Raw genomic sequence first — 24,910 nt, forward strand, 5'->3', positions numbered from 1 at the left:
CAAAAAAGCACTTGCCCTATGTGGCAAGTGCTTTTTTAACGATTTTGTTTTAACTTTCTGAGTGCTTCGTATTTTCCATACTGCTTTTTGAGCTCTGTGTATAACTCGTCCAATTGAATAAAGCAATGATATTGGGTAGGTTTAAGCAAAATAAACTCTAATCGTTCTGTCCAGTTAATAGGGGCTACTGGAAACGTCTGTTGTTTAATTTGCTCCCAATCAACGGTTTGAAGCTTCTCTCCTTTGATCCAGTAAAACATTGCAATCATACTGACAATGCCTTGCAGCATATCATCCTCTTCACACCGAGATTTTCTCGTTTGAAAGCGAGGAAGCATGTTGTCTTTTAATTCACTCCACAGATCAAACATCAAAGGAACAAATTCTTCCGTTTTCTGCCACGGTTGCTCATCTAGTAAAGGTTCTGAAGATAGATCAAATGCGAGTGGATTGATTCTTAATATATCCTTTTTTTCGCCGCTTATCTCTACCTTTTTCTCTTTTAGCTTTTCGACATATGAGGTGAAAACAGCTGCTCCGCTCATGCCAGCTTCACCAGCCCTTTTTTCAGCCTCTTCTGCCCTTCTCTGCACATATCAAGAAGTGGACAAGATTCACACTGTGGTCGCTGTGCCTTACAGTGATATCTGCCGAAAAAGATGAGACGATGATGGGTCACGGACCAATCCTCTTTTGGCACCTTCTTCATTAAGGTTTGCTCTACCTCAAGAACAGAATCCTTCCAGCGGCAAATCCCAAGTCGTTTGCTGACGCGCTCGACATGTGTATCTACTGCAATGGCGGGAATTCCAAAAGCGACAGATACAACGACATTTGCTGTTTTCCGCCCAACCCCTGGGAGCTTGATTAGCTCATCTCGATCTCTTGGCACTTCACCGCCATAATCTTCAATCAGCATTTGGCTTAATTTTTGAATGTTTTTTGCCTTATTACGATAAAGACCGATCGAACGAATATCCTGCTGCAACTCTTCAAGCGGCACACTTAAATAGTCTTCTGGTGTTTTATATTTTTGAAATAGATGTTTGGTCACTTTGTTCACTAGAACATCTGTACATTGCGCTGAGAGTGCGACAGCAATCACTAGTTCAAATGGATTGGAATGAACAAGCTCACACTCAGCTTCTGGAAACATATCTCCTATAATATCTAAACATTCATTGATTTGTTTTTTTGATAACATGCCTTCTCCTTTATTGGTTATTGTTCCAGCCAATTATAAAAAGGAACTTGTCGTTTATATGAAGATGTTTCTTCTTTTGAAGGTGGGGCTTTTTGCTGCGAACGGAAATGCTGGCTATGCTCTTTCGCTTCTTCCGCTGTTTTCAGCCCTTTCTTTTTCCACTCAAACAATATTCGATCGATATAGCGAAAATTTAATTTTCCTGATAAAACGGCTTCTCTTAGAGCAAGACGAATCATTTCAGCATCATGATGGTCTTGGTCCATCCAGATCGAGAGTGTTTCCCCTTCAAGAGGAGAAAGTGGTCTGCCAAACTCATCTTCAAATAGCGCATATAAAGATTTTTCAGCCTGCACATGATTCTTTTGCAGGTCTTTCGCCTGTTTTGCTTCTAAAAAGTCATACAGCACACCCCATAAGGGTTCTACCGAGTACCGGTCATGCTGAATACCAGACCTGTCTTCAAACGGCTGGATCGAAATAAACCCTTTTTGAATCAAATACTGCACCATATAAGCACATTCTTCGGCCGAAATGGTCATACCATGTGAAAGCTCTTCAAATGTTTGAAAAAAGACGCCTTGTTCTTCATTCATTTTAATCTTTAACATGACCATCATTTGTGATTCATTCAGTCCTAATTGCTCATAATGGGCAATCAGCAAATTAGGCAAACTGGTCGAACCCATTTTCTGCATATCTATAAATTGCTGCCTTTTCATCGGATACACCTCTTCACTTTCAGTATATCACGTTTTCTCATACGTGCTGCCCTTAAGACGTTTGAAAAAGCCTCCATATGTTGGAGGCTTTCACGTCTTAAGGATATAAACGGTTTAATAATCTTGGGAATGGAATTGTTTCACGCACATGCGGCGCTCCGCTAATCCAAGCAACTGTTCGTTCAAGTCCAAGACCAAAACCTGAATGTGGTACAGAACCATACTGTCTTAATTCTGTGTACCATTTGTACGTTTCTTGATCTAACCCATGTTCTTTTAATCTTGCTTCAAGCAGATCTAAATCATGAACACGTTCAGAACCGCCGATAATCTCTCCATAGCCTTCTGGTGCAATTAAATCTGCACAAAGGACGACATCATCACGGTCTGGTGCAGGCTGCATATAAAATGGTTTTAATGAGGTTGGGTAATGAGTGATAAAGACTGGTTTATCATAGCTTTCGGCGATCGCTGTTTCATGCGGCGCACCGAAGTCATCTCCCCATTCAATGTCATCAAATCCTTTATCCTGCAAGAATTTAATCGCTTCATCATATGTGATGCGCGGGAATGGTGCTTTGATGTTTTCTAATTTTGCTGTATCACGGCCAAGTGTGTGCAGTTCTACTTTACAATTTTCAAGTACACTTTGAACAACGTGAGACACATAATTTTCTTGGTACTCAAGGTTCTCATTAAATTCAACAAATGCCATCTCAGGCTCGATCATCCAGAACTCGATTAAATGACGTTTCGTTTTCGATTTTTCTGCTCTAAATGTTGGACCGAATGAGAATACTTTTCCGAGTGCCATCGCAGCAGCTTCCATGTAAAGCTGTCCACTTTGAGAAAGGTATGCATCTTCATCAAAATATTTAGTAGCAAACAGCTCTGTTGTTCCTTCAGGAGCACTTCCTGTTAAGATTGGCGGATCCACTTTCACGAAGCCTTCTTGATGGAAAAACTCATATGTAGCACGAATAATTTCATTACGGATTTTCATAATGGCATGCTGTTTTTTAGAACGCAGCCATAAATGACGGTGATCCATTAAGAATTCTGTTCCATGTTCTTTTGGTGTAATTGGGTAATCTGTTGCTTCGTGAATCACTTCAATGGATTTCACTTGTAATTCAAAACCAAGTGGTGAACGTTCGTCTTTTGTTACTTGTCCTGTGACATAGACCGATGTCTCTTGTGTCACTGATTTCGCAAGCTTAAAGACTTCCTCTTCCACCTCTGCTTTTACAACGACTCCTTGAATAAAGCCTGTCCCGTCGCGAAGCTGCAAGAATGCAATTTTCCCGCTTGAACGTTTATTGGCAATCCATGCGCCGATTGTTACTTCTTCATCGACGTGTTTAAACACTTGATTAATAGTTGTTTTCAACATATTTCCCTCCAAAGCCAGAAAGAAACTCACCTTGTTAGATAGGTGTGATTCTTTTTTCATACATTTTATTATAACCGTTCTAAATCAGCATGGTCAACGCAAGACAGAAGAAACTACGGTGTTAAATTTTTTTCCACTCGTCCTGTCGTAAAATCAACATAGCTGAAACTATATTGGTTGTTCTCATTTAAGTACGTTACTTCCCAAAGGAGGACGTCACCTTCTCGTGCTAATTGAACATTTTTTAGCTTAGAAATGGTGTTCTCCTTTTGAACGGCTTGTACTGCTTGGTTTGAAGTAATGCCTTCTTTTGCTTTTTTAGCAATGACTTTTTCTTTTTTGCTGGCAGGTACCCACACATAGATCGCTTCGTTTTGTTTGTTTTTACCTTCCACAATAAATTGCTTTTCTTTCCCAACAAAGGTATCCACTTGCTCTACTTGTGCTAATGATGCTTGCTTTTTTGCTCGTTCAATCGCTGCCTGATGACCTTCTTCTTTTTGTCCCATGGCAATTTGATAAATCCACGAAAAGCTAATGATGCCAATGAGTAAAACGAGCGCAGCAATGGATGAAATAATCCAAACTATTTTTTTCATGTCAAGCTTCCCCTAAGTGCGATATATGGTAAATATCGCTTGATTTTGATCTTCTTGATCTAATGCTAATCCAAACATAAGATCTTCCCTTTTAAGCGTTCTGTTCAGCAAATCGACGATTTTGTATAGGTCTTCTGAATGCTTAATTTGAACAGTTGAAAGTACCTCTATTTTACTTTCCACTTCTAATTCCTCCTCGGTACGTAAATATTGTTAGTCATACTTTTCAATGTGAGAACCGATACTATTTTTACAACGGAACATAAAAAGCCGTTACGATAAATTAACTCCAAACCCACACCAGTGAAAGGCCGCTTATGACAGCGGCTTTTCGTTGTTGAGCTTTTCTATATACGCCTCAAGCGACTCTTTGGACATCTCGTGAACTGGCGCATGATGAAGTGATTCTAAAAATAGTTTTCCATACGAAGCGGTTTTCACTCGGCGGTCTAAAATCAGTAATGTTCCGATGTCTTTTTCCGAGCGCAGCAAGCGGCCTGCTCCTTGCTTAAAGGTTAACACAGCTTCTGGGAGAGCGACGGCTTTAAAGGGATTCTTCCCCTGTTTTTTTGCGGCTTCACATTTTGCTTCAATGAGCGGTGAATCGGGTGGTCGGAAAGGAAGCCTTGCCATAATGACGGTCGTTAGCTCTGAGCCAGGAAAATCCACACCTTCCCAGAAACTCCCTGTTCCTAGCAAGATGGCCTGCTTAGCCAATTTGAACATTTTTGTCAATTTTACAGGGCTCCCGCCTGTCAAACCTTGAGCAAACAAGGCCGATTGCATACCTTCTGATTTCAGCTCTTCATACACTGCTTTTAACATCTCATGTGAATTAAATAACACCAATATTTTCGCTTGATCCTGCTTTTCCATGATCTTAATATATGTTGCAGCTTGCTTCACATATTCGCGTTCATCACGGTTTGTGATCGGCGGCATGTCAGCCGGTACAACGACCTTAAGCTGTTTTTCAAGTTCAAAAGGTGAATCAATTTGGACAAGGTGTGGGTAAAAATCTTGCAGACCAAATCGTTCCAAGCAATAATCAAAGCGTTGATTGATGGTAAGCGTCCCTGATGTGAGGACGACGCTTTTTTTGTTCATGAAGAACCGATCAGCTAGCAGCTCCCCTGTATCCAGCGGCTGCGCGTGCATAAAGACAGCATTCTTGGCACCCTTTGCATCAATCTCAATCCAAACGGTTTCATCATTGTTTGGTTCAAAGATAAACCGGTACAGCGTACTGCAGAATGTCTGCATAAATGACATCACTTGATCGTATTCTTCTGCTTCAAATGCAAAGTGTTCTATGAACTGATCACTTTTGTGAAGTAACTCATTTTTTTGCTGCTCATACAGTTTCTCACAAGCAATCAATAATGAACAAAGCTTACTCGCTGATTCTTTAATTCGGACCCACTGAGCATGTTTCGAATGATGACGGACTCTATGAATGAGACGATTGATGTCCGCTTTTGGTTTTGTCCTTTTGACAAAAGAATGAACGGTACTAAAAAATGCGTCACTTTCCATCTGAAGCTGCTGAAGATACTCGTCCATTTCAATAAAGGTGTCAGTTGATAAACCTGCCCCATGAAATCTCTTTTTCAATTTCTTAAGCAGCCCGCCATGCAAAGAGCCAAGCTGCGTTAATTTCGCATGAAGCTGGAGATAAGACGCACTGTCACCTAGCGTTTCATTGGCTGTTTTTTCAAATTGGTGGGCCTCATCAATCACATAGACATCTGCATGCTGAAAGATAGAAGGTCCTTCCGTTTGAGATAAAAGCAGACGGTGATTCGTCAAAATTAAATCAGCGGTTTGAGCCTTTCGTTTAGCCCGTTCATAAAAACAATGTTCTTTAAAACGGCGTTTTTTCGATGTAAATGGCATGTGCACACAAGAGATACGGTCTTTTATATTTGCAGCTCCTGACGGTAAATTCAGTTCAGACAAATCACCTGTTTCAGTGACAAGAAGCCACATTAAAATTTGCGCTTTTGTTAAGACAACATCATAGTTATCATCTTCCTCATGCAGGACATGCTCAAACTTATCTAAACAAATATAATGTGCCCGCCCTTTAAACACACAGGCGGCTGGCTCAAATGGGAGCAATTGCTTGAGTAGCGGAACATCGCGCTGAAGCATCTGCTGCTGCAGTAAAATAGAATATGTACTGATAATGACAGGTTTTCCTGATTTCTTTGCTTCTAAAGCAGCTGGTATAAGATAAGCGAGTGTTTTCCCGATTCCTGGCGCCGCTTCAATTAACGCATAAGCTTTTTCATGGAACGCATCTCTTACTTTGTTCATCATCGTGAGCTGGCCTTCTCTTACTTCATAGCCTTCTAATGTTTGAGGAAGCTTCTCTTTTATCTCCTCAAACAGCTGCTCGTCGTCAGCGCCTACTGCATATGTCGATTCAGTGATAGGATTGGTCACATCTTTCACAGCAAAAGATCCTACTTCTACAAGCGAATCATACTGACTAGAGTGATTGGTTTCAAGCTGCTTAATTAAAAGTCCTATATCACTTAGAAGATAAGAGGATAATCTGCGCAGCTGTTTTAACACATTTGGCGGTGTATTCCTTAATTGATGTAATAAGGTTAAAAATAACATGGCAGTAACTTCCGCATCACTATCCGCTCTGTGCGGGTGGTCATGTGGAAGCATGAGCTCTTCGCTTAATTCAGTTAGCTTATAACCTTCAAGCTCAGGATAAAGAATTCTAGAAATTTCAACCGTATCAATCGCTAGCACATCCAGCTCATTTTTCCCGCATGCTTTTAGTTCATCGTTTAAAAAGTTCAAATCAAAATGAACATTGTGCGCAACAAAATAAGCGCCCTGTATGAGATCATACACCTCTTGGGCAATGTCCTCAAAAAACACCGCGTCATCAACCATGTGCTGCTTAATACCTGTCAGCTGTTCAATAAATCCAGGAATCGTTTTCCCTGGGTTCACATATTTTGAATACCGTTCGACAATTTGTCCATTTTCAATGACCACCGCAGCAATTTGAATGATTTTATCACCTTTTTTTGGTGAATTCCCGGTGGTTTCAATATCAACGACAACAAACCTTTGATCGGTCATAAAATGGACACCTCAATTCCTCGTTCCACTCATAGTGAAACACACTCTGGGCAATATAGCTGAAACAGAACAGCTTCCTTATGATGAAACTGTTCTGTTTCCATGTGAGCGTGCGTTATAAAATCGTTCTCGCAGGCTCTTGCCCAATCATTTGTTCAATTTGATTTTGTTTATTTAACACGACCACTTTAGGTGTGTGCGATTTCGCTTCTTCCTCTGACAACATCCCATAAGCGATAATAATGACTTCATCTCCTGGCTGAACCAATCTTGCTGCCGCACCATTTAAACAAATGACACCGCTCTTTCTTTCTCCAGGGATGATATATGTTTCAAGTCTAGCACCATTGTGATTATTAACAATTTGCACTTTCTCATTTGCCATCATGCCTGCCGCATCAAGCAAATCTTCGTCGATGGTAATACTGCCTACATAGTGTAAGTTTGCTTCAGTCACTGTCGCTTTATGAAGTTTCGAGGTCATAAAAGTTCTATACATGTTTTTCACCGCTTTCAGGAACATGGAAAATCACATTATCAATCAGTCTTGCCCGGGAGAACTTCACAGCAGTGGCAATGATCACTTGGCCCGTTATGTGCTGAAGGGGTTCAAGCTCTGGGTAGGAGTAAATGTCAATATAATCGATTTCTCCACTCGTTTGAAGAATCTCCTCTTCCACTAATTGATAAATACGATTTACATCATGTTCACCGTTTTCTACAGCTGTCTGTCCTTTTTTTAATGCCCGGTATAAAGCAGGTGCTTCTTGCCTTTCTGTTTCAGACAAATACACGTTCCTTGAACTTTTCGCTAAACCGTCTTCTTCTCGAACAGTAGGAACAGACACAAGGTGAAGATCAAAAAAGAAATCCTTGATCATCGCATCGATAACAGCGACTTGCTGTGCATCCTTTAGCCCAAAGTATACATTGGTTGGTGCGACAAGGTGAAACAGCTTTGTCAGCACCGTGACAACGCCGTCGAAGTGTCCTGGGCGTTTCTTCCCGCATAAGACGTCTGTACGCTTTTGAACAGTCATCGTAATCGATGGCTCATCTTTGTACATTTCCTTCACATCAGGTGTAAATAATATATCTACTCCAGTTTCTTCGGCAAGACGCTGGTCTCTTTCCATATCTCTTGGATAGGATTCAAAGTCTTCATTCGGTCCAAATTGCAATGGATTAACAAAGATGCTCATCACTACGATGTCATTTTGATCTCTTGCTTCTTTTGCAAGCGTAAGATGTCCTTCATGAAGGAAACCCATTGTAGGGACAAATCCAATGGAATGCTGCTTCTTTTGATACTGCTTGATCATTTCTTTTAGTTCATGAATATGGGAGACAACCTTCATTCCTTGATCCCCCCATATAAACCATCAAGGACTTCTTCTTTCATATGAAAGGTATGAGCATCTTCTGGGAATGTGCGTGCTTTTACTTCTTTTGTATATTGTATGAGCGCTTCTTCTAATACAGCATCGATTTGCGCGTATTGTTTCACAAATTTAGGTGTTCTAGACACGCCGTACCCTACCACATCATGGTAAACGAGAACTTGTCCATCTGCTTCAGCCCCTGCCCCAATTCCGATCACAGGAATCTTTAGCATGTCAGTAATCCGTTTTGTCAGTTCACCAGGTACACACTCTAACACAAGAGCGATGGCGCCTGCTTCCTCACATTTCAGACTATCTTCAATCAATTTCTGTGCACTCTCTTTGTCTTTTCCTTGCACTTTATAGCCGCCAAGGACACCGACTGATTGAGGGGTGAGCCCTAAATGGCTTACAACAGGAATACCGCCTCTTGTAAGTGCTTGGATGGATTCAAATACTCCGTCTCCACCTTCAAGCTTTAAGGCATCAGCACCGCTTTCTTGCATAATGCGTGCTGCATTTTTCATCGTTTCTTCTAATGAATAATGATAAGACATAAATGGCATATCCGTCACAACAAATGTGTCTTTTGCGCCTCTTTTGACTGCTTTTGTGTGATGAATCATATCATCCATCGTCACTTGCACTGTGGAATCAAGTCCAAGGACAACCATCCCAAGTGAGTCACCAACTAAGATCATGTCGACTTCCGCTTTTTCCGCTTGCTTTGCAGCTGGATAGTCGTATGCTGTCAGCATCACAATAGGTTCGTTTTGTTCTTTCATTTTGAAAAAATCTAACTTTGTCTTCATTTGTTCCTCCTCATTCTGGAGAGGAGATGGCTTGTCTGATCTCACACGCTTTTATCTCTCATGTGCAGACGAATCATCCCTCTGTCCAAGTCCCTTAGGATCAAGGCAGAAATTTATCAAATTTTTCTTCCTAACAGGTACAGTTCTTTTTCAGATACTGCCCACACGAAGTATATCAAAAATGTGCCGGGTGTTCCACTTAAGTTGACTTGATCTCAATGTCAGCGGAGTAGATGTTTTGGATTCCGCCCTCCGTTTCGAGTAAAAGAACGCCTTCATCATTAATCCCAAGCGCCATTCCAGCATATTGTCCATTGACGGTGCGTGCGATGATACGCTTTCCAATGGTCATCGCATACGATTCCCATAATTGTTTGATCGGAGCAAAACCATTAGTCATATATTCATCATACCTTTTTTCAAAGGTGGACATGATGGTTTGAATCAATGCCGCTCTGTCTACCTTTTCACCCAGCTCCATTTGCAAACTCGTTGCAACATCCTTTAATTCTTCAGGAAAATCATTTGCCGTCTGATTCACGTTAATGCCTGGACCAATAATGACTGCGTGAACTTGGTCAGCTTCTGCTTTTAATTCAGTCAAAATACCAACGACCTTTTTTCCGTTTAGCAAAATATCGTTTGGCCATTTGATTGATGGACTGAGACCCGTTTGCTGCGCTATGGCTTCAGCGATGGCGACAGATGCTAAAAGCGTCATTTGCGGCGCTTTGTGCAGCGGTATTTCCGGCCGGAGAATCAAACTCATCCAAATGCCTGTCCCATTTGGTGAATGCCACGTTCTTTGAAGGCGGCCTTTTCCGTTTGTCTGATGATCACTGACAACAAGCGAGCCGTGCGGGGCTCCTTTATTGACGAGGTCATGGGCAATGAGCTGAGTTGAGGCGACTTCTTCTTGAAAATAAATATGCCTGCCAAACAGCTCTGTTTCCAAACCAAACAGAATTTCGTCTTCACTAATTTTGTCCGGTTTACGAAGCAGCCGGTATCCTTTTCTTCTGACCGCTTCGACCTCATATCCCTCTTTTCGCAAATCCTCTATATGCTTCCATACTGCCGTTCGGGAGCAGCCAAGCTCATCACATATTTGCTGGCTTGAGACAAAATCTTGCTCAGATGCTGTAAATAGTTCAATTAATCGTTTTCTAATCGCTGATCGCACGCTATGAGCCACTCCTCTATGGCTTCTTTTCGGTTTTCAAGCTGGTTTTGCAAAACGGCTTTTTTTACAGAAGAAAGCTCTTCTGCAATCCATTTACCAGCTGGCTTTTGCCGAAAGGCCATCAAATCTTTTCCTGACACTGCAAGGTCTTGAAGCTGTTTAATCGGCAACGCATCATATGAACGTTTCGCCGCCTCCAGCTCATCAAAGAAAATGCGGCGCTCATGTTTGAGCTGCGTGATTTTCATACTAGAAAGCAGGACATGTTCACCAGCTTCAAACATTTTTTCCGCATCCCAGTCACAATCAACATATTTGCAAATGGCGACGGCTTCTTTTAAAAGTTTCGTTGATAACTTCCATTCTTTTAAAAAGGACACCGCCTCCGCCTCATCTAGACCAAGTAAATGGATAAAGGCTCCCCACACCTCATCTAACCCATCCAATAAATAATACGGGAAAGCTTGGAACGTTTCATTCAGCTGATCCTTTTTGAGGCCGGGCAATTCTTCATACAATTTGGTGGAGATGAGCACCTTGATGGCTTGTTCACAGTAGCGGCCTTTTAAAAGTTTTTCCATTTCGATTTTTTTGCGTTCAACAGATATGTTAGCAAGCAGATGTTTATCTTTTTTCATTGCTTCTTCCGTCTCTTTAGAAAGCTCAAACCCGAGCTGGCTTAAAAACCGCACCGCTCTCATCATCCGAAGCGCATCTTCTTGAAAGCGGCATGCAGGATCTCCAACCGTTTGAATTCGTCTTCGCTTCATATCCCGCTTGCCGCCTACATGGTCAATGATGTCACCATGAATATCCATGGCCACTGCATTGATCGTTAAATCTCTTCTTAAAAGATCTTCTTTTAGTGATGAAATAAACGCCACTTCTTTAGGCCGTCGAAAGTCTTCATATTCTGATTCAGTCCGAAACGTAGTGACTTCATAGCTGACCCCGTCAAGTAACACAATAACAGTGCCATGCTCTTTGCCGACATCTACTGTTTTATCAAATAAAGACTCCACCACATCAGGTGTGGCATCTGTCGCAATATCGATATCCCCAATTTCCCTGCCTAAAAGGACATCTCTCACCGCACCGCCGACAAAATAAGCTTGATACCCATGTTCATGCAGTGTATGTAAAATAGGGATCGCATGTGTGAATGGTTCATTCATCTTCAACATCACCTTCGATCAATTCTAAGTAAAGCTCTTCATACTCTCTCACAATTTTGTCAGAAGAGAAATTGGCTTCAACACTAGACTTGGCTGCCATCGATATTTGCTTATGGAGCGCATTGTCTTTCAGAATAGAGATGGCATGTTTTGCTGCTCCATCTACATCACCAAGCGGAACAAGGAATCCTGTCTCTCCATGTGCAATCACCTCTGGAATTCCTCCAACGTCTGTTCCTATACAAGGTACTCCGCATGCCATTGCTTCAAGTAGTACAAGACCAAAACTCTCTTTCTCAGAAAGCAGCAGCTTCAAATCACTAATCGAATAGAGCTCCTCCACCTTCTCTTGCTTTCCTAAAAATAACACGCGGTCCGTTAATCCAAGCTTTTTCACAAGCTCGCAAACAACCGATTTTTCAGGGCCGTCCCCAATCAGTAGCAGTTTTGCATTCACCTGTTCAGAAATCTGTTTAAACACATGGATTACGTCATACACCCGCTTCACTTTACGGAAATTTGATACATGGATGACGACCTTCTCATCCTGCAGAAGACCATAATGCGTCTTCAGCACTTCGTGATCTTCACGCAAATATACGCGCTCATCGACGAAATTATGGATCGTATCAATTTTTTTATTCGGTTTAATCAGATCGTATGTCTGCGCAGCTAATGAATGTGATACAGCTGTTACGCGGTCAGATGATTCGATCGCAAACCGGATGACTTCCTTTAAAGATGGGTCATAGCCTAAAACCGTAATATCCGTCCCGTGAAGGGTGGTGACGACTTTGACAGACTGTCCAGTCATTTGTTTGGCTAAGAACGCACAGACAGCGTGAGGGACCGCATAATGCGCATGAATAATATCAAGCTTCTCTCGTTTTGCCACTTCTGCGAGTTTACTTGCCAGTGCAAGGTCATAAGGCGGATATTGAAACACAGCATATTGAGTGACATCCACCTCATGAAAATAAATATTCGGATACACTTTATTGAGTCTAAACGGAATACTTGAGGTAATGAAATGAACATCGTGCCCTTTTTCAGCTAAACGTTTTCCAAGCTCTGTGGCAATAATGCCCGAACCGCCAACACTCGGATAACAAGTGATTCCGATCTTCAATTTTTTCATAATTACCCCCCAAGTAAGTCATCGTCCATCAAAAGTGGCTTCTTTGCCAGAAACCCTTCTGCAAAAGTTTTATTGACTTCCCTTCCATACATCGACTCTCTCATTTTGACAAAATCGATATAACCATTTACAAGCGGTGTCTCCACTGAACTCTCTGTTTTGACAAATTGGCTTTTATACGCATGTAAGCTATCAATTTTTTGCTTCATCTCGTCTGAAATATCAATCACAAAATCTGGACGATGGTGGCCATTAATCATGTAATAATACATCTGGCTTATTTTATGCGCTGGCTGCTTGTATGAATCTTCAAATTTATGTATACCTGCAGAAAAAGCGGCCTCTTCTACAAGTGAACCCGCATGACCATGATCAGGATGCCGATCTTGGTGGTGCGGGGCAAAAATAAGTCTCGGTTTGTATGTTCGGATGACACCTGCAATTTCTTTCATCGCTTCGTCATTCAGATAAAGTCCTCTATCTGGCAGCGTGAGCTGGATTCGAGTCGTGACGCCTAAAATGGCAGCGGCTGCTCTGGCCTCTTCTTTTCGGCTTTCAACCGTTCCATTTGAAGATAATTCAGCCTGAGTCAAGTCACAAATCCCAACACGTGCCCCTTTTTTTACGTATTTTGCAATCGTTCCACCCATACCGATCTCTACATCATCGCTATGGGCACCGAATGCAAGGATATCAAGTGGTTTCATGCGTTCCTCCGTTTTTTGCTACATCTCGAAAATCAAACGTACCTTTATTTAAATTCCTGACTAAAATTTCGGCGGTCCCCATATTGGTTGCTAATGGGATGGCATACACATCGCAAAGCCGGATGAGTGCAGATACATCCGGTTCATGCGGCTGTGCAGTGAGAGGGTCTCTAAAAAAGAGCACAAGATCCATTGCATTATCAGCAATCATAGCACCGATCTGCTGATCTCCTCCAAGTGGTCCTGATTGGAAACGATGAATGGGCAGCCCAGTCGCTTCTTTCACTCTTAAACCTGTGGTTCCTGTTGCATAAAGTGTATGATCTGCCAAAAGATCTCGATACGCAATGGCGAATTGAATCATGTCACTTTTTTTCTTATCGTGAGCGATTAAAGCAATGTTCATCAGGGATCCACTCCTTATTAGTCGATAATATTTTCTAAGCCATAGACGAGTTGATCAATATGCATCACCTGTTCAACAGAAAGCTTCACACCTGACATAAAGGATGCACGGTTATAAGAATCATGACGAATCGTGAGCGTCTGCCCGTCCATTCCAAACAGCACTTCTTGATGAGCAATCATGCCTGGAAGCCTTACGCTGTGAAGACGGATGCCATCATAATCTGCTCCTCGAGCACCTTCGATTAGTTCTTTTTCTTCAGGGTGCCCCTGCTTTTTGCTTTCTCTTACTTCAGCAATCATTTCAGCCGTTTTTAGTCCTGTACCGCTCGGAGCGTCCAATTTTTTATCATGATGAAGCTCAATGATTTCAACATCAGGAAAATAATTCGCTGCCATTTTGGCAAATTTCATCATTAAAACAGCACCAACAGCAAAGTTAGGCGCAATAATACAGCCTATCCCTTTTTCTTCTGTTAATTGCTGAAGTTCTTTTAGGTCGTCTTCTGAAAAACCTGTTGTGCCTACGACTGGACGTACGCCATGTTCAAGGGCTTTTTTTGTATGTACTTTCCCGATTTCTGGGGTCGTCAAATCAATTAATACATCCGGTGCTGTTTCTGAAAGACACACGTCAATATCCGTATAAATGGGCGCATCAGATGTTGTATGAAGCACATCTGATAGCTTTTTCCCCTCATGTGTGTGATCAAGTGCTGCTACTAGTTCAAAATGGCTTGTTTCTTCTGCCAGCTTGACAGCCTCTATCCCCATTCTTCCTCTTGCTCCAGCGACTACAACTTTGATGGTTTGATTCGTCATCTTCTCTACTTCCCTTCTTTTTTCGTCCAGCGGTCTTTGTCTCTTGTATTGAATTTATGCATCACACGATCATGGGCTTCTTCAAGTGATATATTGAGTGAATTGGCAAGGCATGTTAACACAAACAGCACATCGCCAATTTCTTCTTCCATGCTTTTTTCTGTTTCTGTTGTTTTTTTCGGCTTTTCTCCATAGTAATGGTTGACCTCTCTTGCCAGCTCACCTAATTCTTCTGTCAGACGGGCCATCATGGCAAGCGGGCTGAAATAGCCTTCTTTAAATTGTCCTATGTAATCATCGACTTCTTGCTGCACGTGACGCAGCGTTTTTTCATTCGTCATGAAGCTCATCCTCCTATCCATCTCTTACATGTTAGCGAAATCATAAATATTTGACAAATGTTTAAAACTCAGTTTGCTTGTTTCTCTTCCATACCATATAATATTATCGCTGTCTAAGCAAAAAAAGGAGTGATCTTTTGCTAAAAGAAATTCGTCTTAAAAATATCGTATTTATTTTAATAGGATCTGCGATTTTTTCTTTCGGCCTTGTTCATTTTAATATGCAGAACAACTTGGCGGAAGGCGGATTTACAGGTATCACACTGCTTTTATATTTTCTATTTCACATTGACCCATCTATTTCAAACCTTGTTTTAAACATTCCGATCTTTTTTATCGGCTGGAAAATGCTTGGCAGAACCATGTTTACATATACAATTGTCGGAACCGTCAGTCTTTCTGTCTTTCTAGCCATCTTCCAGCGCTTTCAAATACATATGCCTCTTCAGCACGATTTAGCCTTAGCCGCACTCTTTGCAGGTGTATTTATCGGAACAGGCCTCGGAATCATCTTTAAATTCGGCGGGACAACAGGCGGCGTGGACATTATTGCAAGACTGATCAACAAACATTATCAAGTCGCAATGGGAAGAACGATGTTTATCTTCGACGCATGCGTCATTACCATCTCTCTCACCTATTTAAATTACAAAGAAGCCATGTATACACTTGTTGCCGTATTTGTTGCTGCAAAAGTCATCGACTTCATGCAAGAAGGCGCTTACGCTGCCAAAGGAGCGATGATTATTTCTGAAAAGGATGACATCATTCAAAAGAAAATCACAGAGGAAATGGAGCGCGGAGTGACCATTTTAAAAGGTGTCGGCTCCTATACGAAACAGGAACGCAACGTCCTTTACTGCGTCGTTCCAAAAAATGAGCTTGTCCACCTCAAGAGCGTCGTAACTTCCGTCGATCCTCATGCCTTTGTATCAGTGAGTGACGTGCATGACGTACTTGGTGAAGGCTTCACATTAGATGAACATAAAAAGCCGCTCAATCCCCACTAAAAAAAGAAGCCCGATAACGGTGCTTCTTTTTTTATGACTTTGGATAATCGGCTTGTCGCTTTTGCTTTTTTTCTTTTTCAGCACGGTATTTCCTAAACCCAACATACGTTAAAGTGAGTAAAATCATACTTCCTGTTGTTAAAATGACCCATAAAAGCGATGGATCCGCTTCATCTTGATCAACGTTCGCAAACACACTTGATAAATCTTCTTCGAGTTTCGTGAGACGCTCAAGCTTTGTCCCACTCGATGCTTTTAAAAATTCACCTTGTTCAATTACTTCCATGTGTTGCTTAATCGTTTGCAGCTTTTCAGGAGAGATATCAATGGTTAAACTCGGATAAATCATATCATACAATGAAACCAGCTCATTCCAAGTTTCATAGAACGTCGTCGATTCTGGATCTTTTACTTCTTTCTTTAATGTCGGAAAAGACCCCATAATCGGCTTCTCGAGCGAACCCCAAAGAGGTTCCGAATTTGATTGTATCGCATCAAGAAGCATTCTAAACTGAGAGGCATACCGAAGTTTTTCGCGCTCATTTAAGTCTTCCTGCGGGAGTCCTTTAATGATATCTTGATAGCCAAGTGTAATTTGCCGAACCTGCGTATTCGTCAGAGTTCCACGCCAATTCTCAGCTTTAAATGTCTTTTCAGCATACAATGCGACTTGTAATGCCTCATCATATTTAGCTTGTCTCGTTAATTGAAAGATTGAATCTGATAGTTCCGTTAATTCTTGCAGCGCTTTAGCAGCTGTTGTTTCCTCACCTTTTGCAGCAGCTGGATGCAAGACGAGAAATAATAATAGAATCATCGCGATTGACTTTCGTTTCATGCAAGTCCCTCCTAGCCTTTCTCCATACAGCGTATGAAGAAAAGGACAAGGTTAGACCAACATTGTTAAGGGAGCTCAAGCTTGACCGATTTTTTCGAGAGGACAAGATAATACGAAACAAGAAGAACGGCAATACTTAACCAAAACGTCACGTAGCCGATCTCATTTGAATAGGCAGAAAGCATAGAATAACGCGGCATCATTCCAAATACATAATCAATCACATCATTATGTAAAATCCATATGCCTGCTACAACCAAATGACGCATGTGAAAACGATAATACGGCGCAAATAACACAGCCTGTACCGCCATCGCAAAGTGCGAACCAATTAGCATATATCCTTCCCACGGAAAATCATCAACAGAAACGAGCACGAAAAGATTCATCCCTACAGCCCATAATCCATATTTGATCAAGGTGACAAGGGCCAGTGCTTCAAAATAAGGAGCATGGCGTTTCATTAGAAAGGCTAGTAATACAAATAAAAAGAAAAAACTTGCCGTCGGACTGTCCGGTACAAAAGGTAAAAAGACAGCCGGCGTCTCTACGAGCTGCGGAATATACCAGTAATAGCCGTACGCAGTGCCAAGAAAGTTGACAATGAGCACGAGCACAAGCATGTAGCGTGTGGCTAGCAGATATTGAATCCATCTCATATTTCTCTTCACTCACGATCTGTTAAAATCAGAAAAAAGCTGACAGCGCCAGCTTTTTTCTCCTTTTGAGTATATCCTTGTACTTGCATTTAAACAACTGAATTATTTAGATTTGACCTCAGATAAATATTTCGAGAGCTTTTCAAGTTCTTCATCGCTGCCTTTAAAAATGCCCTTAGGCATGTTGCCTTTTCCTTCTACAGCGATTTTCGCAATTTCCTCTGGTGCTAAGCCATTGTCAACAAGTGACGGTCCAGCTGCCCCGCCTTGCATATTATCTCCGTGACAGGAGATACATGTCTGCTCTTGATAAATTTTATACTCTTCAGCTGAGGTATCAATCTCTGCTTCTTTCTTGATTTCACCTTGTTTCGCTGCTGCTTCCCAGTCATGAGTAGCAACAGACTCCCATGTTAAATAGGTTGCTGCACCAACTGCAAGAATCATCATCCCAACTGCAATTGGTCTTCGATATGGCCTGCGTTCAGGACCAGAATCAAGAAATGGTGCGAGTAAAAGAGCACCAAACGCAATTCCAGGCATAATCATTGCGCCAACTACCGTATAGCTTCCTGCAGCAAACTCATATTTTAACAACTGGTATAAAAATAAGAAATACCAGTCTGGCAGCGGAATATAGCCCGTATCTGTCGGATCAGCCATCCGCTCAAGCGGAGGTGCATGAACAACAGTTAGGACAAGAAATCCAATTAAAAAAACAGCACCTACAAGCCATTCCTTTAAAAGAAAGTTCGGCCAAAAGGCTTCGGTTTTTCCCGGATATTCGGAATAGTCTTTAGGTATGTTAGGTTTTCTTTCTGCCGGTATTCTGGAATCTCCGACAAACTTCATCCCTTTTCCCCTATGCAAAGTCATCCCCTCCTCATTGAACATTCATCAAACGCAAAATTTTACAGCGGTCCAGAAATTCCTTGCTTACGAATCATAATAAAGTGGGCAGCCATCAGCCCAAATAATGCCGCTGGCAAGAAAAAGACATGGATAGCGAAAAATCTCGTCAGCGTTTGTGCACCTACAATGTCAGGATGACCTGCAAGCAGCGTTTTAATCTCTTTCCCAATGAAAGGTGTCGCTTCTGCAATTTGAAGACCAACCTTCGTCGCAAATAGCGCCTTCATATCCCACGGTAAAAGATATCCTGTAAAACCAAGTCCAAGCATCACAAAGAAAATGAGCACACCGACAATCCAGTTTAGCTCTCTAGGCTTTTTATACGCCCCTTGGAAAAAGACCCTCAGCGTATGTAAAAACATCATAACAATGACTAGACTCGCACCCCAGTGGTGCATCCCTCTTACAATCTGTCCGAATGCCACTTCATTTTGCAAATAATAGACAGATTCCCATGCGTTTTTAATATCCGGTACATAATACATCGTTAAAAACATGCCCGAAAGGACTTGAATGACCGTCACAAAAAACGTTAAACCGCCAAAACAATACACAAAAGCAGAGAAATGATGTGCTGGATTGACGTGCTCTGGCACTTCATGATCCGCAATGTCTCTCCATATCGGTGTGATGTCCAGCCGCTCATCTACCCAATCGTAAATCTTGTTAAGCATCGTTACCCTTCCCCTTTCGGCACAGCTTTTCCAAGATAGAGGTATCCGTCCTTCACTTGCTGCTTATAATGGTCAAGCGGAGCAAGCGGCGGAGTTCCGGGTACGTTTGTACCATCCTTGTCGTACAGCCCATAATGGCATGGGCAGAAAAATTTGTTTGGATTTTTCGGATCACTGTTCCAGTTCACTGTACATCCTAAATGTTTACAGATTGGCGATAAAGCGACAATTTCATCCCCTTCTTTGTACACCCATGCAGACCTAGATTCCTTTGACTCATACCATGCATCTACTTGATCAATTTTAAAGTCAAAGCGCTTCGGTTCTTTTGTCAGTTCATCTACACTGACAACTTGAACCATATCCTGATCCTCTGTTCCTTTTAGCACAGGGTCAAGCGCAAAGCGAACCATAGGCATGAGCATTCCAGCGGCCATAAATCCCCCCACGCCGGTCAACGTGTAATTCAAAAATTGACGCCTGGACACTCCATGTCTCTTCTCGCTCATTTTTTTCTCCCCCCCTCAGGTCGTCAGCTACTTTATAACTGAATTAGAAAAAATTTCATAAAACTAGGACACCCTCATAATATATCAATCTATTCACAAGGTCAACAGCCTAAAAAGCTATGTACAATGCAAATGTAAGGGTTTTTATGACGGGTTCCATTTTTGTAACAAAAAGTTCAAAATTTGTTCTACACTGTCTTGAATGACTTTTTGCTTTAAATTGACCTTTAAATGCTCAAGCGGAACAGACTGCAATATAAATGCCGATTCACTCACTTCTAGCTGTTCTTTCCATTTGTTATCAGATGTGATAAACACAACATGCTGAAAATGTTCTTGCAATGATTGTTTTAGTGCAAGTATGTCTTCTTGCTTACGATTATTTACTTCTAAATATGTATATGGAGGAAAAAGAAACACTCTGCCTTTCAGTTGCCTTTCAAGATCCTCTGCCACAAGCATTGTAAACTCACCTAAAGACACGGTTTGTTTGATATGGCTTGCATTTATCCCAACTAATGGAATGATAGCGGTATCAATGTAATCTTTAGATTGTAAAAAGAGATCCGCGTCCTCCGCCTGAAACTTCATCTAGTTCCCCTCTTTCATCACATAAGCCCTGCCTGTATAGGGCAAGGCTTATTGGCTTGGTTTATGATAATAGGCTTAATTCTTTTGCTAACTTATTAAATGTTTCTTGATCATGACGGTCAAGCGCTTCATCGATTTCTTTCATCAGCCGTTCTTTTTGGAAAGTAGCGATAGAATGCTCTAGCACTTTCTCAGCAAGATCTTTATCTTTTTCATTTTCATAAAGATCTTTAGGAATATGAGGATTTGTTTCAAGTACAGCGGCATATTCCGGCGAACGATATGCAGATCGGAAATTCAATTGAATAAACAAATCTTGCTGTTTATTCAAACGAATATCATGAAATGATTTTTCTGCATCTGTCGTCATGATATTTTCTTTATAAAATCTAAAGGGAACTTCATCCACACAGTGTGTTGACATAATAATTCCCCTTGGGCAAAATTCTGCTTGCTCTACAAAATGAACCTTTTCCATCAAAGAGTCGTGACTCATTAAATAATTTAATATCCAAACACACTCTCTTCGCTTTAACTGATAATGGTTTAAGAACCACCGGATAAATTCCTTCTTTTCATTGACAGAAACAGGGGTCTGCATGTTATTCCCTCCTCTATCGTAAATTAAATTGCTATACATGAATTATTCAACAAACCAGTTCTTCATTCCTGCAAACTATAAGGAAATTTCGTCTTCAATTCTTAAAATCGTTTCTTCAATTTCTTCATTCGTGCCATCTTTCTGAAGAACTTTTCGTAATAACGGCAAGGCTTCTTTTTGTCTGCCTTCTTCTAAAAGGAACGAAGCATATTCATATAAAAAGTCACGTTCCTCATCAAAATCAGGCAGAGCAAGTTTGAAATACTCAGCGGCTTCATCGTATTCTTCTCGTCCGACAGAAGCAGAAGCAGCATACCAATTCCATTTTGGATCTTCTTCCCCAAAGCTTTTAACCTCTTTAATCACATCCAGAATTTCATCAAACAGCTCTTCATTTAAATAGATCGCAAGCAGCGTTTGAACGGCTTCAATATATCCTGGATCAAGAGCAAGTGCTTCTTGAAGCAATTTTTTCGCATCTTCCGAATGGCCATTTTTCAAATCAATCTTTGCCCCATATAAATATAACTCTTTGTTATACTCATCCACTTTAATTCCTTCTTTTACTATCTCTAAAGCTTCATGATATAGTCCTTCTTCCTCATAGCTTTTGGCTAAAGGCATATAAAGTGACGAATACGAAGGATCAATATCTTTTAGTTCAGAGAGCTGCTGAATAGCCGTTTTCGTTCTGCCAGCCCTCATCGCTGTAAATCCGTAGCCAAAAAGTGTATTTGGATCCACTTGATCCTTTACAGCCTTTTCATACCATTCAAGGGCATCTTCAAATTCTCCAGCCGTGCTTAATGATTCAGCGAGCCGCTGATATACATTGACACCACCAATTTCATTTTGTTGATCGGCCACTTTGTAGAAATAGTCGGCTGCTTTCTTTGAAAGACCTTGGGAAAAATACAATTCCCCTAAAGCAAAATCAATGACGGCTTCATGAGGTAGTAACTCTTTCGCTTTTAAAAGCTTTTGTTCACTAACTTCAAATAGTCCTTGCATTTGATACAAATCTGCCATTAACAATAAACTCTCTGGATACGCATCGTCATCTTCAGGAATCGTTTCAAGAACTGCTATTGCCTTCTCTTCTTCATCAGAGTCTATTAACAGCTCTGCATAAAAACAGGTTAATCCTGTTTCTTCTGGATATAAATCATGTAAATCACTAATGAGGTTCCGCGCTTTGTCAATATCTCCCCAGTCATAATATAACTGAGCTGCCTGCGCTTTTTCTTCATCATGAAGATGCTTCTCTGCTTGAGCAAGTGTTTGGAGTCCCTTTTCAGTCTCACCCGCCTCAACTAATTTTATGGCTTCTTGTAATGAACTATTCAAATCAAACCGTTCCTTTCTGTTTCCAAAAACCTAAACTGTTGTTACTTCATATCATAATCGACAGCTGCATATCCAGCAAATATGTTGCTCTTTTAACATGAAGCCATTTTTGTGTTTTGAAGACTCTTTTTCAATCAATACTTTACTAAACTGATGATTTGTAAACCGAATACGCTAAAAAATTGTTTTTGAATCAGCAAAATGCCCTTTTTCAAGGTTTCACCTTGAGACAAGCTATGCTATAGTTCTTTCAAATATGCAAAAGGAAAGAAAAAGCCTGAGGAAATCCTCAGACTGTTTGCGTTAAGTATTCAATGTGTTCAAAGAAATTTGGATAAGATACACGTACTGCATCTGTATCTTCAATCTCGATTGCTTGCTCTGTTATACATGCCGCAATTCCTAACATCATACCAATTCGATGATCTCCGTAGCTTGAGACGACTGCGCCGCCTTTAAGGCTCGTTTTACCATGAATCTTCATTCCATCATCTGTTGCTTCAATATGAGCACCTAGTTTTTTAAGTTCTGAAACGACTGTATCAATCCGATTGGTTTCTTTCACTTTTAATTCAGCGGCATCTTTAATGATCGTTGTTCCTTCTGCTTGAGTAGCTAGGAGCGCAATAATAGGAATTTCGTCGATGAGTCTAGAGATCATATCACCTGAAATGTCGATCCCTTTTAATGAAGAGGTAGAGATCGTTAAATCACCGAACGGTTCTCCGCCTTTAGCATCCACTTCTTGAATGTTGAGGTCTGCACCCATTTGTTTTAGCACATCTATTATACCAGTTCTCGTTTTGTTCAAACCGACATTTCTCAATACAATCCGGCTGTTTGGAACGATAGATCCAGCCACTAAGAAAAATGCAGCTGAAGAAATATCTCCAGGGACAAATACATCTGTTGCTTTTAACGTTTGTCCACCTTCAATTGAAACACTTTGTGCATCTTCAAGTAGCGAGACACCAAACATTGATAACATTCTTTCGGTATGGTCTCTTGATTTATGCGGTTCAGTTAACGTCGTTGTTCCTTCTGCCTGCAGTCCAGCTAGAAGGACAGCCGACTTAATCTGGGCACTGGCAACTGGAGACTCATAAGAGATAGCTTTTAAATTACCACCACGTATAGAAAGCGGTGTATACTCGCCATTTGCTCTACCATCGATCTTGGCTCCTAATTGTCTTAACGGACCTGTTACCCGTTTCATCGGTCTTTTGGCAATACTTTCGTCTCCGATCAGCGTACTGTGGAACTCACAGCCAGCCAAGATTCCCATCATTAAACGAATGGTCGTGCCAGAGTTACCAACATCGAGAATATCGCTCGGCTCTTTAAGTCCTTTTAGTCCCTTACCATGAATGACAACATCTGTACCTTTTTGTTCGATGTCGACACCCATTTTTCTAAAACAATCAATCGTGCTTAAACAATCAGCGCCAGGAAGAAAGTTTTTTACTACTGTAGTCCCATCAGCAATAGCGCCAAACATCACAGATCTATGAGAAATGGATTTATCTCCTGGAATATGAATTTCTCCATTCATAGGAGCACTTTTATGAATTTTCATGTTCCTCACCTCAATCAGCATAAAATGTATCGTAATTTGCTCTATTTTTTATACAGAGTTCTGCCCGCTTTCGATCGTCATCTGTTTGAAAACTAATGCGTAAAATCCCGTTAATGTCTTCTCGCGTTTCAATAATACGGATATTTGTAATACTGATGTTTTCATTTGCTAGATATCCTGTAATTTCCGAAATAACACCAGGATGATCCGGCACATCGACATAAAGATCATAAAAAGCAGGGATAGCTCCTTTTTTCCTCAGAGGCAGGCCGTCGCGATATTCCTTGGCCTCTTGGAAATAAGAGAATAACCCCTCAGCATCTTCTTGTTGCACAAAGGATTCAATGCGGTCAATCTCTTTTTTCCATTCATGAAATCGGTCTAAAATCTTGTTTTTATTGTGCAAAAGGATATCGCGCCACATTCCAGGATTACTTGATGCAATACGGGTAATATCTCGAAAGCCTCCAGCAGCAAACCGTTTTACAAGAGGAAATTCTTCTTCAAAATGATGCGCTTGATGCACAAGACTGGCAGCGACGATGTGTGGAAAGTGACTAATCACACTTGTCACAGCATCATGTTCTTCGGGTGTCATTTCAATGAAATGAGAATTGGTTCCCTTCAGTAGATCCTTCAAACGGTCAACAGCTTGACGACTTGTTACTTTTGCTGGCGTTAAAATGTAGAATGCATTTTCAAATAAAAAGTCTTTTGCTGCAATGACACCTGACTTATGAGACCCTGCCATCGGATGCCCGCCAATAAATTGGTAATGATCAGGCAACGTTTTTTCAGCAAAGTGAACGACCTTTTGCTTTGTGCTCCCTACATCCGTAATCGTGAGCTCTCTTTCAATACCAGATGCTGCAATATCACTTAACATTTTGACGGTTTGTTGTACTGGCGTTGCCAAAATAATCGTTGCTGATGCTTTTAAGCCTTCCATCAAGGACTCGGCAGTCGCGTCGATGATTCCTAGTTTTGTTGCAGCAATCATTTGTTCTTTAGAGACATCATAGCCTACAATTTTTTTATGTGGAAATTCTTTTTTAATCGACAGTGCAATAGAACCACCAATTAAACCAAGCCCAGCGATTAATATGGTTTCGTTTGCTTCATTCATGTTCATCACCTGATTTTTCGCGTAAATTAAACAAGCTGTTTCAATAACTTATATGTATATTGGATGAGTTACAACG

28 protein-coding genes are annotated in these 24,910 nt (G+C 41.1%); 1 reads left to right on the forward strand and 27 read right to left on the reverse strand.

Annotated elements, in window-relative coordinates; translation table 11 throughout:
• Positions 1–35: 35 nt before the first annotated feature.
• From NSQ64_RS11900 to NSQ64_RS11980, 17 genes are all read right to left on the reverse strand, one after another.
• Complete coding sequence (locus tag NSQ64_RS11900; RefSeq protein WP_058336713.1) at positions 36–545, reverse strand: YpoC family protein; 510 nt, start codon at positions 543–545, stop codon at positions 36–38.
• Entirely contained in the window at positions 542–1,204 is a 663-nt protein-coding gene (gene nth, locus NSQ64_RS11905) for an endonuclease III (RefSeq protein WP_008344602.1), read from the reverse strand. Before nth ends, NSQ64_RS11900 begins: the two co-directional genes overlap by 4 nt.
• Before the next feature lie 17 nt (positions 1,205–1,221).
• On the reverse strand, positions 1,222–1,926 hold the full coding sequence (locus NSQ64_RS11910; protein ID WP_007500879.1) for a DnaD domain-containing protein: 705 nt from the start codon (positions 1,924–1,926) through the stop codon (positions 1,222–1,224).
• A 97-nt stretch (positions 1,927–2,023) separates the two neighbouring features.
• Positions 2,024–3,316, reverse strand: a complete 1,293-nt coding sequence (gene asnS, locus NSQ64_RS11915; protein WP_024718525.1) for an asparagine--tRNA ligase — start codon at positions 3,314–3,316, stop codon at positions 2,024–2,026.
• 116 nt (positions 3,317–3,432) lie between these two features.
• Positions 3,433–3,918 carry a cell wall elongation/penicillin-binding protein regulator TseB gene (gene tseB, locus NSQ64_RS11920; protein ID WP_025207534.1) on the reverse strand — a complete coding sequence of 162 codons (486 nt, stop codon included), beginning with the start codon at positions 3,916–3,918 and terminating at the stop codon, positions 3,433–3,435.
• 12 nt (positions 3,919–3,930) lie between these two features.
• A complete protein-coding gene (locus tag NSQ64_RS11925) occupies positions 3,931–4,101 on the reverse strand; it encodes a YpmA family protein (RefSeq protein WP_008344594.1) in 171 nt (56 codons plus the stop codon).
• Between the two features lie 132 nt (positions 4,102–4,233).
• Complete coding sequence (gene dinG / locus NSQ64_RS11930; protein ID WP_268382809.1) at positions 4,234–7,026, reverse strand: ATP-dependent DNA helicase DinG; 2,793 nt, start codon at positions 7,024–7,026, stop codon at positions 4,234–4,236.
• Positions 7,027–7,141: 115 nt separating this feature from the next.
• Positions 7,142–7,525 (reverse strand): aspartate 1-decarboxylase, encoded by a 384-nt coding sequence (panD, locus tag NSQ64_RS11935; RefSeq protein ID WP_017359738.1) that lies wholly within the window; start codon positions 7,523–7,525, stop codon positions 7,142–7,144.
• The gene (gene panC, locus NSQ64_RS11940; protein ID WP_268382811.1) at positions 7,518–8,384 is read right to left on the reverse strand and encodes a pantoate--beta-alanine ligase; all 867 of its coding nucleotides are present in this window, start codon (positions 8,382–8,384) and stop codon (positions 7,518–7,520) included. The genes panD and panC overlap by 8 nt, the downstream gene beginning before the upstream one ends.
• Positions 8,381–9,220, reverse strand: a complete 840-nt coding sequence (gene panB, locus NSQ64_RS11945; RefSeq protein WP_008344587.1) for a 3-methyl-2-oxobutanoate hydroxymethyltransferase — start codon at positions 9,218–9,220, stop codon at positions 8,381–8,383. The genes panC and panB overlap by 4 nt, the downstream gene beginning before the upstream one ends.
• 199 nt (positions 9,221–9,419) lie before the next feature.
• On the reverse strand, positions 9,420–10,403 hold the full coding sequence (locus NSQ64_RS11950; RefSeq protein WP_268382812.1) for a biotin--[acetyl-CoA-carboxylase] ligase: 984 nt from the start codon (positions 10,401–10,403) through the stop codon (positions 9,420–9,422).
• Positions 10,376–11,578 (reverse strand): CCA tRNA nucleotidyltransferase, encoded by a 1,203-nt coding sequence (locus NSQ64_RS11955; RefSeq protein ID WP_096881574.1) that lies wholly within the window; start codon positions 11,576–11,578, stop codon positions 10,376–10,378. Before NSQ64_RS11955 ends, NSQ64_RS11950 begins: the two co-directional genes overlap by 28 nt.
• Positions 11,571–12,716: an N-acetyl-alpha-D-glucosaminyl L-malate synthase BshA gene (gene bshA, locus NSQ64_RS11960; RefSeq protein ID WP_212360107.1), complete on the reverse strand. Its 1,146-nt coding sequence runs from the start codon at positions 12,714–12,716 to the stop codon at positions 11,571–11,573. The genes NSQ64_RS11955 and bshA overlap by 8 nt, the downstream gene beginning before the upstream one ends.
• Positions 12,717–12,718: 2 nt before the next feature.
• On the reverse strand, positions 12,719–13,423 hold the full coding sequence (gene bshB1 / locus NSQ64_RS11965) for a bacillithiol biosynthesis deacetylase BshB1 (protein ID WP_125590277.1): 705 nt from the start codon (positions 13,421–13,423) through the stop codon (positions 12,719–12,721).
• Complete coding sequence (gene mgsA, locus NSQ64_RS11970) at positions 13,410–13,829, reverse strand: methylglyoxal synthase (RefSeq protein ID WP_035702930.1); 420 nt, start codon at positions 13,827–13,829, stop codon at positions 13,410–13,412. Before mgsA ends, bshB1 begins: the two co-directional genes overlap by 14 nt.
• 17 nt (positions 13,830–13,846) lie before the next feature.
• Positions 13,847–14,650 (reverse strand): 4-hydroxy-tetrahydrodipicolinate reductase, encoded by an 804-nt coding sequence (gene dapB, locus NSQ64_RS11975; RefSeq protein ID WP_341016697.1) that lies wholly within the window; start codon positions 14,648–14,650, stop codon positions 13,847–13,849.
• A gap of 5 nt (positions 14,651–14,655) precedes the next feature.
• Positions 14,656–14,991 (reverse strand): nucleotide pyrophosphohydrolase, encoded by a 336-nt coding sequence (locus NSQ64_RS11980; protein WP_008344575.1) that lies wholly within the window; start codon positions 14,989–14,991, stop codon positions 14,656–14,658.
• A 137-nt stretch (positions 14,992–15,128) separates the two neighbouring features.
• Here NSQ64_RS11980 and NSQ64_RS11985 point away from each other — a divergent pair, with 137 nt between their 5' ends.
• Positions 15,129–16,001, forward strand: a complete 873-nt coding sequence (locus NSQ64_RS11985) for a YitT family protein (protein WP_003215598.1) — start codon at positions 15,129–15,131, stop codon at positions 15,999–16,001.
• Positions 16,002–16,032: 31 nt separating this feature from the next.
• Here NSQ64_RS11985 and ypjB read toward each other — a convergent pair whose 3' ends face one another.
• The 10 genes from ypjB to NSQ64_RS12035 form a co-directional block, all read right to left on the reverse strand.
• A complete protein-coding gene (ypjB, locus tag NSQ64_RS11990) occupies positions 16,033–16,839 on the reverse strand; it encodes a sporulation protein YpjB (RefSeq protein WP_008344572.1) in 807 nt (268 codons plus the stop codon).
• A 65-nt stretch (positions 16,840–16,904) separates the two neighbouring features.
• Positions 16,905–17,498, reverse strand: coding sequence for a DUF1405 domain-containing protein (locus NSQ64_RS11995; RefSeq protein WP_007500909.1), 594 nt, complete (start codon positions 17,496–17,498; stop codon positions 16,905–16,907).
• A gap of 102 nt (positions 17,499–17,600) precedes the next feature.
• Positions 17,601–18,368, reverse strand: coding sequence for a menaquinol-cytochrome c reductase cytochrome b/c subunit (locus tag NSQ64_RS12000; RefSeq protein WP_008344567.1), 768 nt, complete (start codon positions 18,366–18,368; stop codon positions 17,601–17,603).
• Between the two features lie 41 nt (positions 18,369–18,409).
• Positions 18,410–19,084, reverse strand: a complete 675-nt coding sequence (gene qcrB / locus NSQ64_RS12005) for a menaquinol-cytochrome c reductase cytochrome b subunit (RefSeq protein ID WP_003215804.1) — start codon at positions 19,082–19,084, stop codon at positions 18,410–18,412.
• A gap of 2 nt (positions 19,085–19,086) precedes the next feature.
• Complete coding sequence (locus tag NSQ64_RS12010) at positions 19,087–19,593, reverse strand: ubiquinol-cytochrome c reductase iron-sulfur subunit (RefSeq protein ID WP_007500911.1); 507 nt, start codon at positions 19,591–19,593, stop codon at positions 19,087–19,089.
• A gap of 144 nt (positions 19,594–19,737) precedes the next feature.
• Positions 19,738–20,184: a YpiF family protein gene (locus NSQ64_RS12015; protein WP_024718515.1), complete on the reverse strand. Its 447-nt coding sequence runs from the start codon at positions 20,182–20,184 to the stop codon at positions 19,738–19,740.
• A 61-nt stretch (positions 20,185–20,245) separates the two neighbouring features.
• The gene (locus tag NSQ64_RS12020; protein WP_008344562.1) at positions 20,246–20,785 is read right to left on the reverse strand and encodes a ReoY family proteolytic degradation factor; all 540 of its coding nucleotides are present in this window, start codon (positions 20,783–20,785) and stop codon (positions 20,246–20,248) included.
• A gap of 75 nt (positions 20,786–20,860) precedes the next feature.
• Positions 20,861–22,132, reverse strand: a complete 1,272-nt coding sequence (locus NSQ64_RS12025) for a tetratricopeptide repeat protein (protein WP_035702924.1) — start codon at positions 22,130–22,132, stop codon at positions 20,861–20,863.
• A gap of 289 nt (positions 22,133–22,421) precedes the next feature.
• A complete protein-coding gene (aroA, locus tag NSQ64_RS12030; RefSeq protein ID WP_341016704.1) occupies positions 22,422–23,708 on the reverse strand; it encodes a 3-phosphoshikimate 1-carboxyvinyltransferase in 1,287 nt (428 codons plus the stop codon).
• A gap of 10 nt (positions 23,709–23,718) precedes the next feature.
• Positions 23,719–24,834: a prephenate dehydrogenase gene (locus NSQ64_RS12035; RefSeq protein ID WP_341016706.1), complete on the reverse strand. Its 1,116-nt coding sequence runs from the start codon at positions 24,832–24,834 to the stop codon at positions 23,719–23,721.
• Positions 24,835–24,910: the final 76 nt, after the last annotated feature.

Origin of the sequence: Bacillus sp. FSL W8-0183 (assembly GCF_038006825.1) — a bacterium.
Lineage (GTDB): Bacteria > Bacillota > Bacilli > Bacillales > Bacillaceae > Bacillus > Bacillus altitudinis.

What these genes read in the sequence shown, in the direction of transcription:
- NSQ64_RS11900 (WP_058336713.1), bottom strand. Translation starts at nt 545, where the DNA reads ATGAGCGGAGCAGCTGTTTTCACCTCATATGTCGAAAAGCTAAAAGAG.
- nth (WP_008344602.1), bottom strand. Translation starts at nt 1,204, where the DNA reads ATGTTATCAAAAAAACAAATCAATGAATGTTTAGATATTATAGGAGAT.
- NSQ64_RS11910 (WP_007500879.1), bottom strand. Translation starts at nt 1,926, where the DNA reads ATGAAAAGGCAGCAATTTATAGATATGCAGAAAATGGGTTCGACCAGT.
- tseB (WP_025207534.1), bottom strand. Translation starts at nt 3,918, where the DNA reads ATGAAAAAAATAGTTTGGATTATTTCATCCATTGCTGCGCTCGTTTTA.
- dinG (WP_268382809.1), bottom strand. Translation starts at nt 7,026, where the DNA reads ATGACCGATCAAAGGTTTGTTGTCGTTGATATTGAAACCACCGGGAAT.
- panD (WP_017359738.1), bottom strand. Translation starts at nt 7,525, where the DNA reads ATGTATAGAACTTTTATGACCTCGAAACTTCATAAAGCGACAGTGACT.
- panC (WP_268382811.1), bottom strand. Translation starts at nt 8,384, where the DNA reads ATGAAGGTTGTCTCCCATATTCATGAACTAAAAGAAATGATCAAGCAG.
- panB (WP_008344587.1), bottom strand. Translation starts at nt 9,220, where the DNA reads ATGAAGACAAAGTTAGATTTTTTCAAAATGAAAGAACAAAACGAACCT.
- NSQ64_RS11955 (WP_096881574.1), bottom strand. Translation starts at nt 11,578, where the DNA reads ATGAATGAACCATTCACACATGCGATCCCTATTTTACATACACTGCAT.
- bshA (WP_212360107.1), bottom strand. Translation starts at nt 12,716, where the DNA reads ATGAAAAAATTGAAGATCGGAATCACTTGTTATCCGAGTGTTGGCGGT.
- bshB1 (WP_125590277.1), bottom strand. Translation starts at nt 13,423, where the DNA reads ATGAAACCACTTGATATCCTTGCATTCGGTGCCCATAGCGATGATGTA.
- mgsA (WP_035702930.1), bottom strand. Translation starts at nt 13,829, where the DNA reads ATGAACATTGCTTTAATCGCTCACGATAAGAAAAAAAGTGACATGATT.
- dapB (WP_341016697.1), bottom strand. Translation starts at nt 14,650, where the DNA reads ATGACGAATCAAACCATCAAAGTTGTAGTCGCTGGAGCAAGAGGAAGA.
- NSQ64_RS11980 (WP_008344575.1), bottom strand. Translation starts at nt 14,991, where the DNA reads ATGACGAATGAAAAAACGCTGCGTCACGTGCAGCAAGAAGTCGATGAT.
- ypjB (WP_008344572.1), bottom strand. Translation starts at nt 16,839, where the DNA reads ATGAAACGAAAGTCAATCGCGATGATTCTATTATTATTTCTCGTCTTG.
- NSQ64_RS11995 (WP_007500909.1), bottom strand. Translation starts at nt 17,498, where the DNA reads ATGAGATGGATTCAATATCTGCTAGCCACACGCTACATGCTTGTGCTC.
- qcrB (WP_003215804.1), bottom strand. Translation starts at nt 19,084, where the DNA reads ATGCTTAACAAGATTTACGATTGGGTAGATGAGCGGCTGGACATCACA.
- NSQ64_RS12010 (WP_007500911.1), bottom strand. Translation starts at nt 19,593, where the DNA reads ATGAGCGAGAAGAGACATGGAGTGTCCAGGCGTCAATTTTTGAATTAC.
- NSQ64_RS12015 (WP_024718515.1), bottom strand. Translation starts at nt 20,184, where the DNA reads ATGAAGTTTCAGGCGGAGGACGCGGATCTCTTTTTACAATCTAAAGAT.
- NSQ64_RS12020 (WP_008344562.1), bottom strand. Translation starts at nt 20,785, where the DNA reads ATGCAGACCCCTGTTTCTGTCAATGAAAAGAAGGAATTTATCCGGTGG.
- aroA (WP_341016704.1), bottom strand. Translation starts at nt 23,708, where the DNA reads ATGAAAATTCATAAAAGTGCTCCTATGAATGGAGAAATTCATATTCCA.
- NSQ64_RS12035 (WP_341016706.1), bottom strand. Translation starts at nt 24,834, where the DNA reads ATGAATGAAGCAAACGAAACCATATTAATCGCTGGGCTTGGTTTAATT.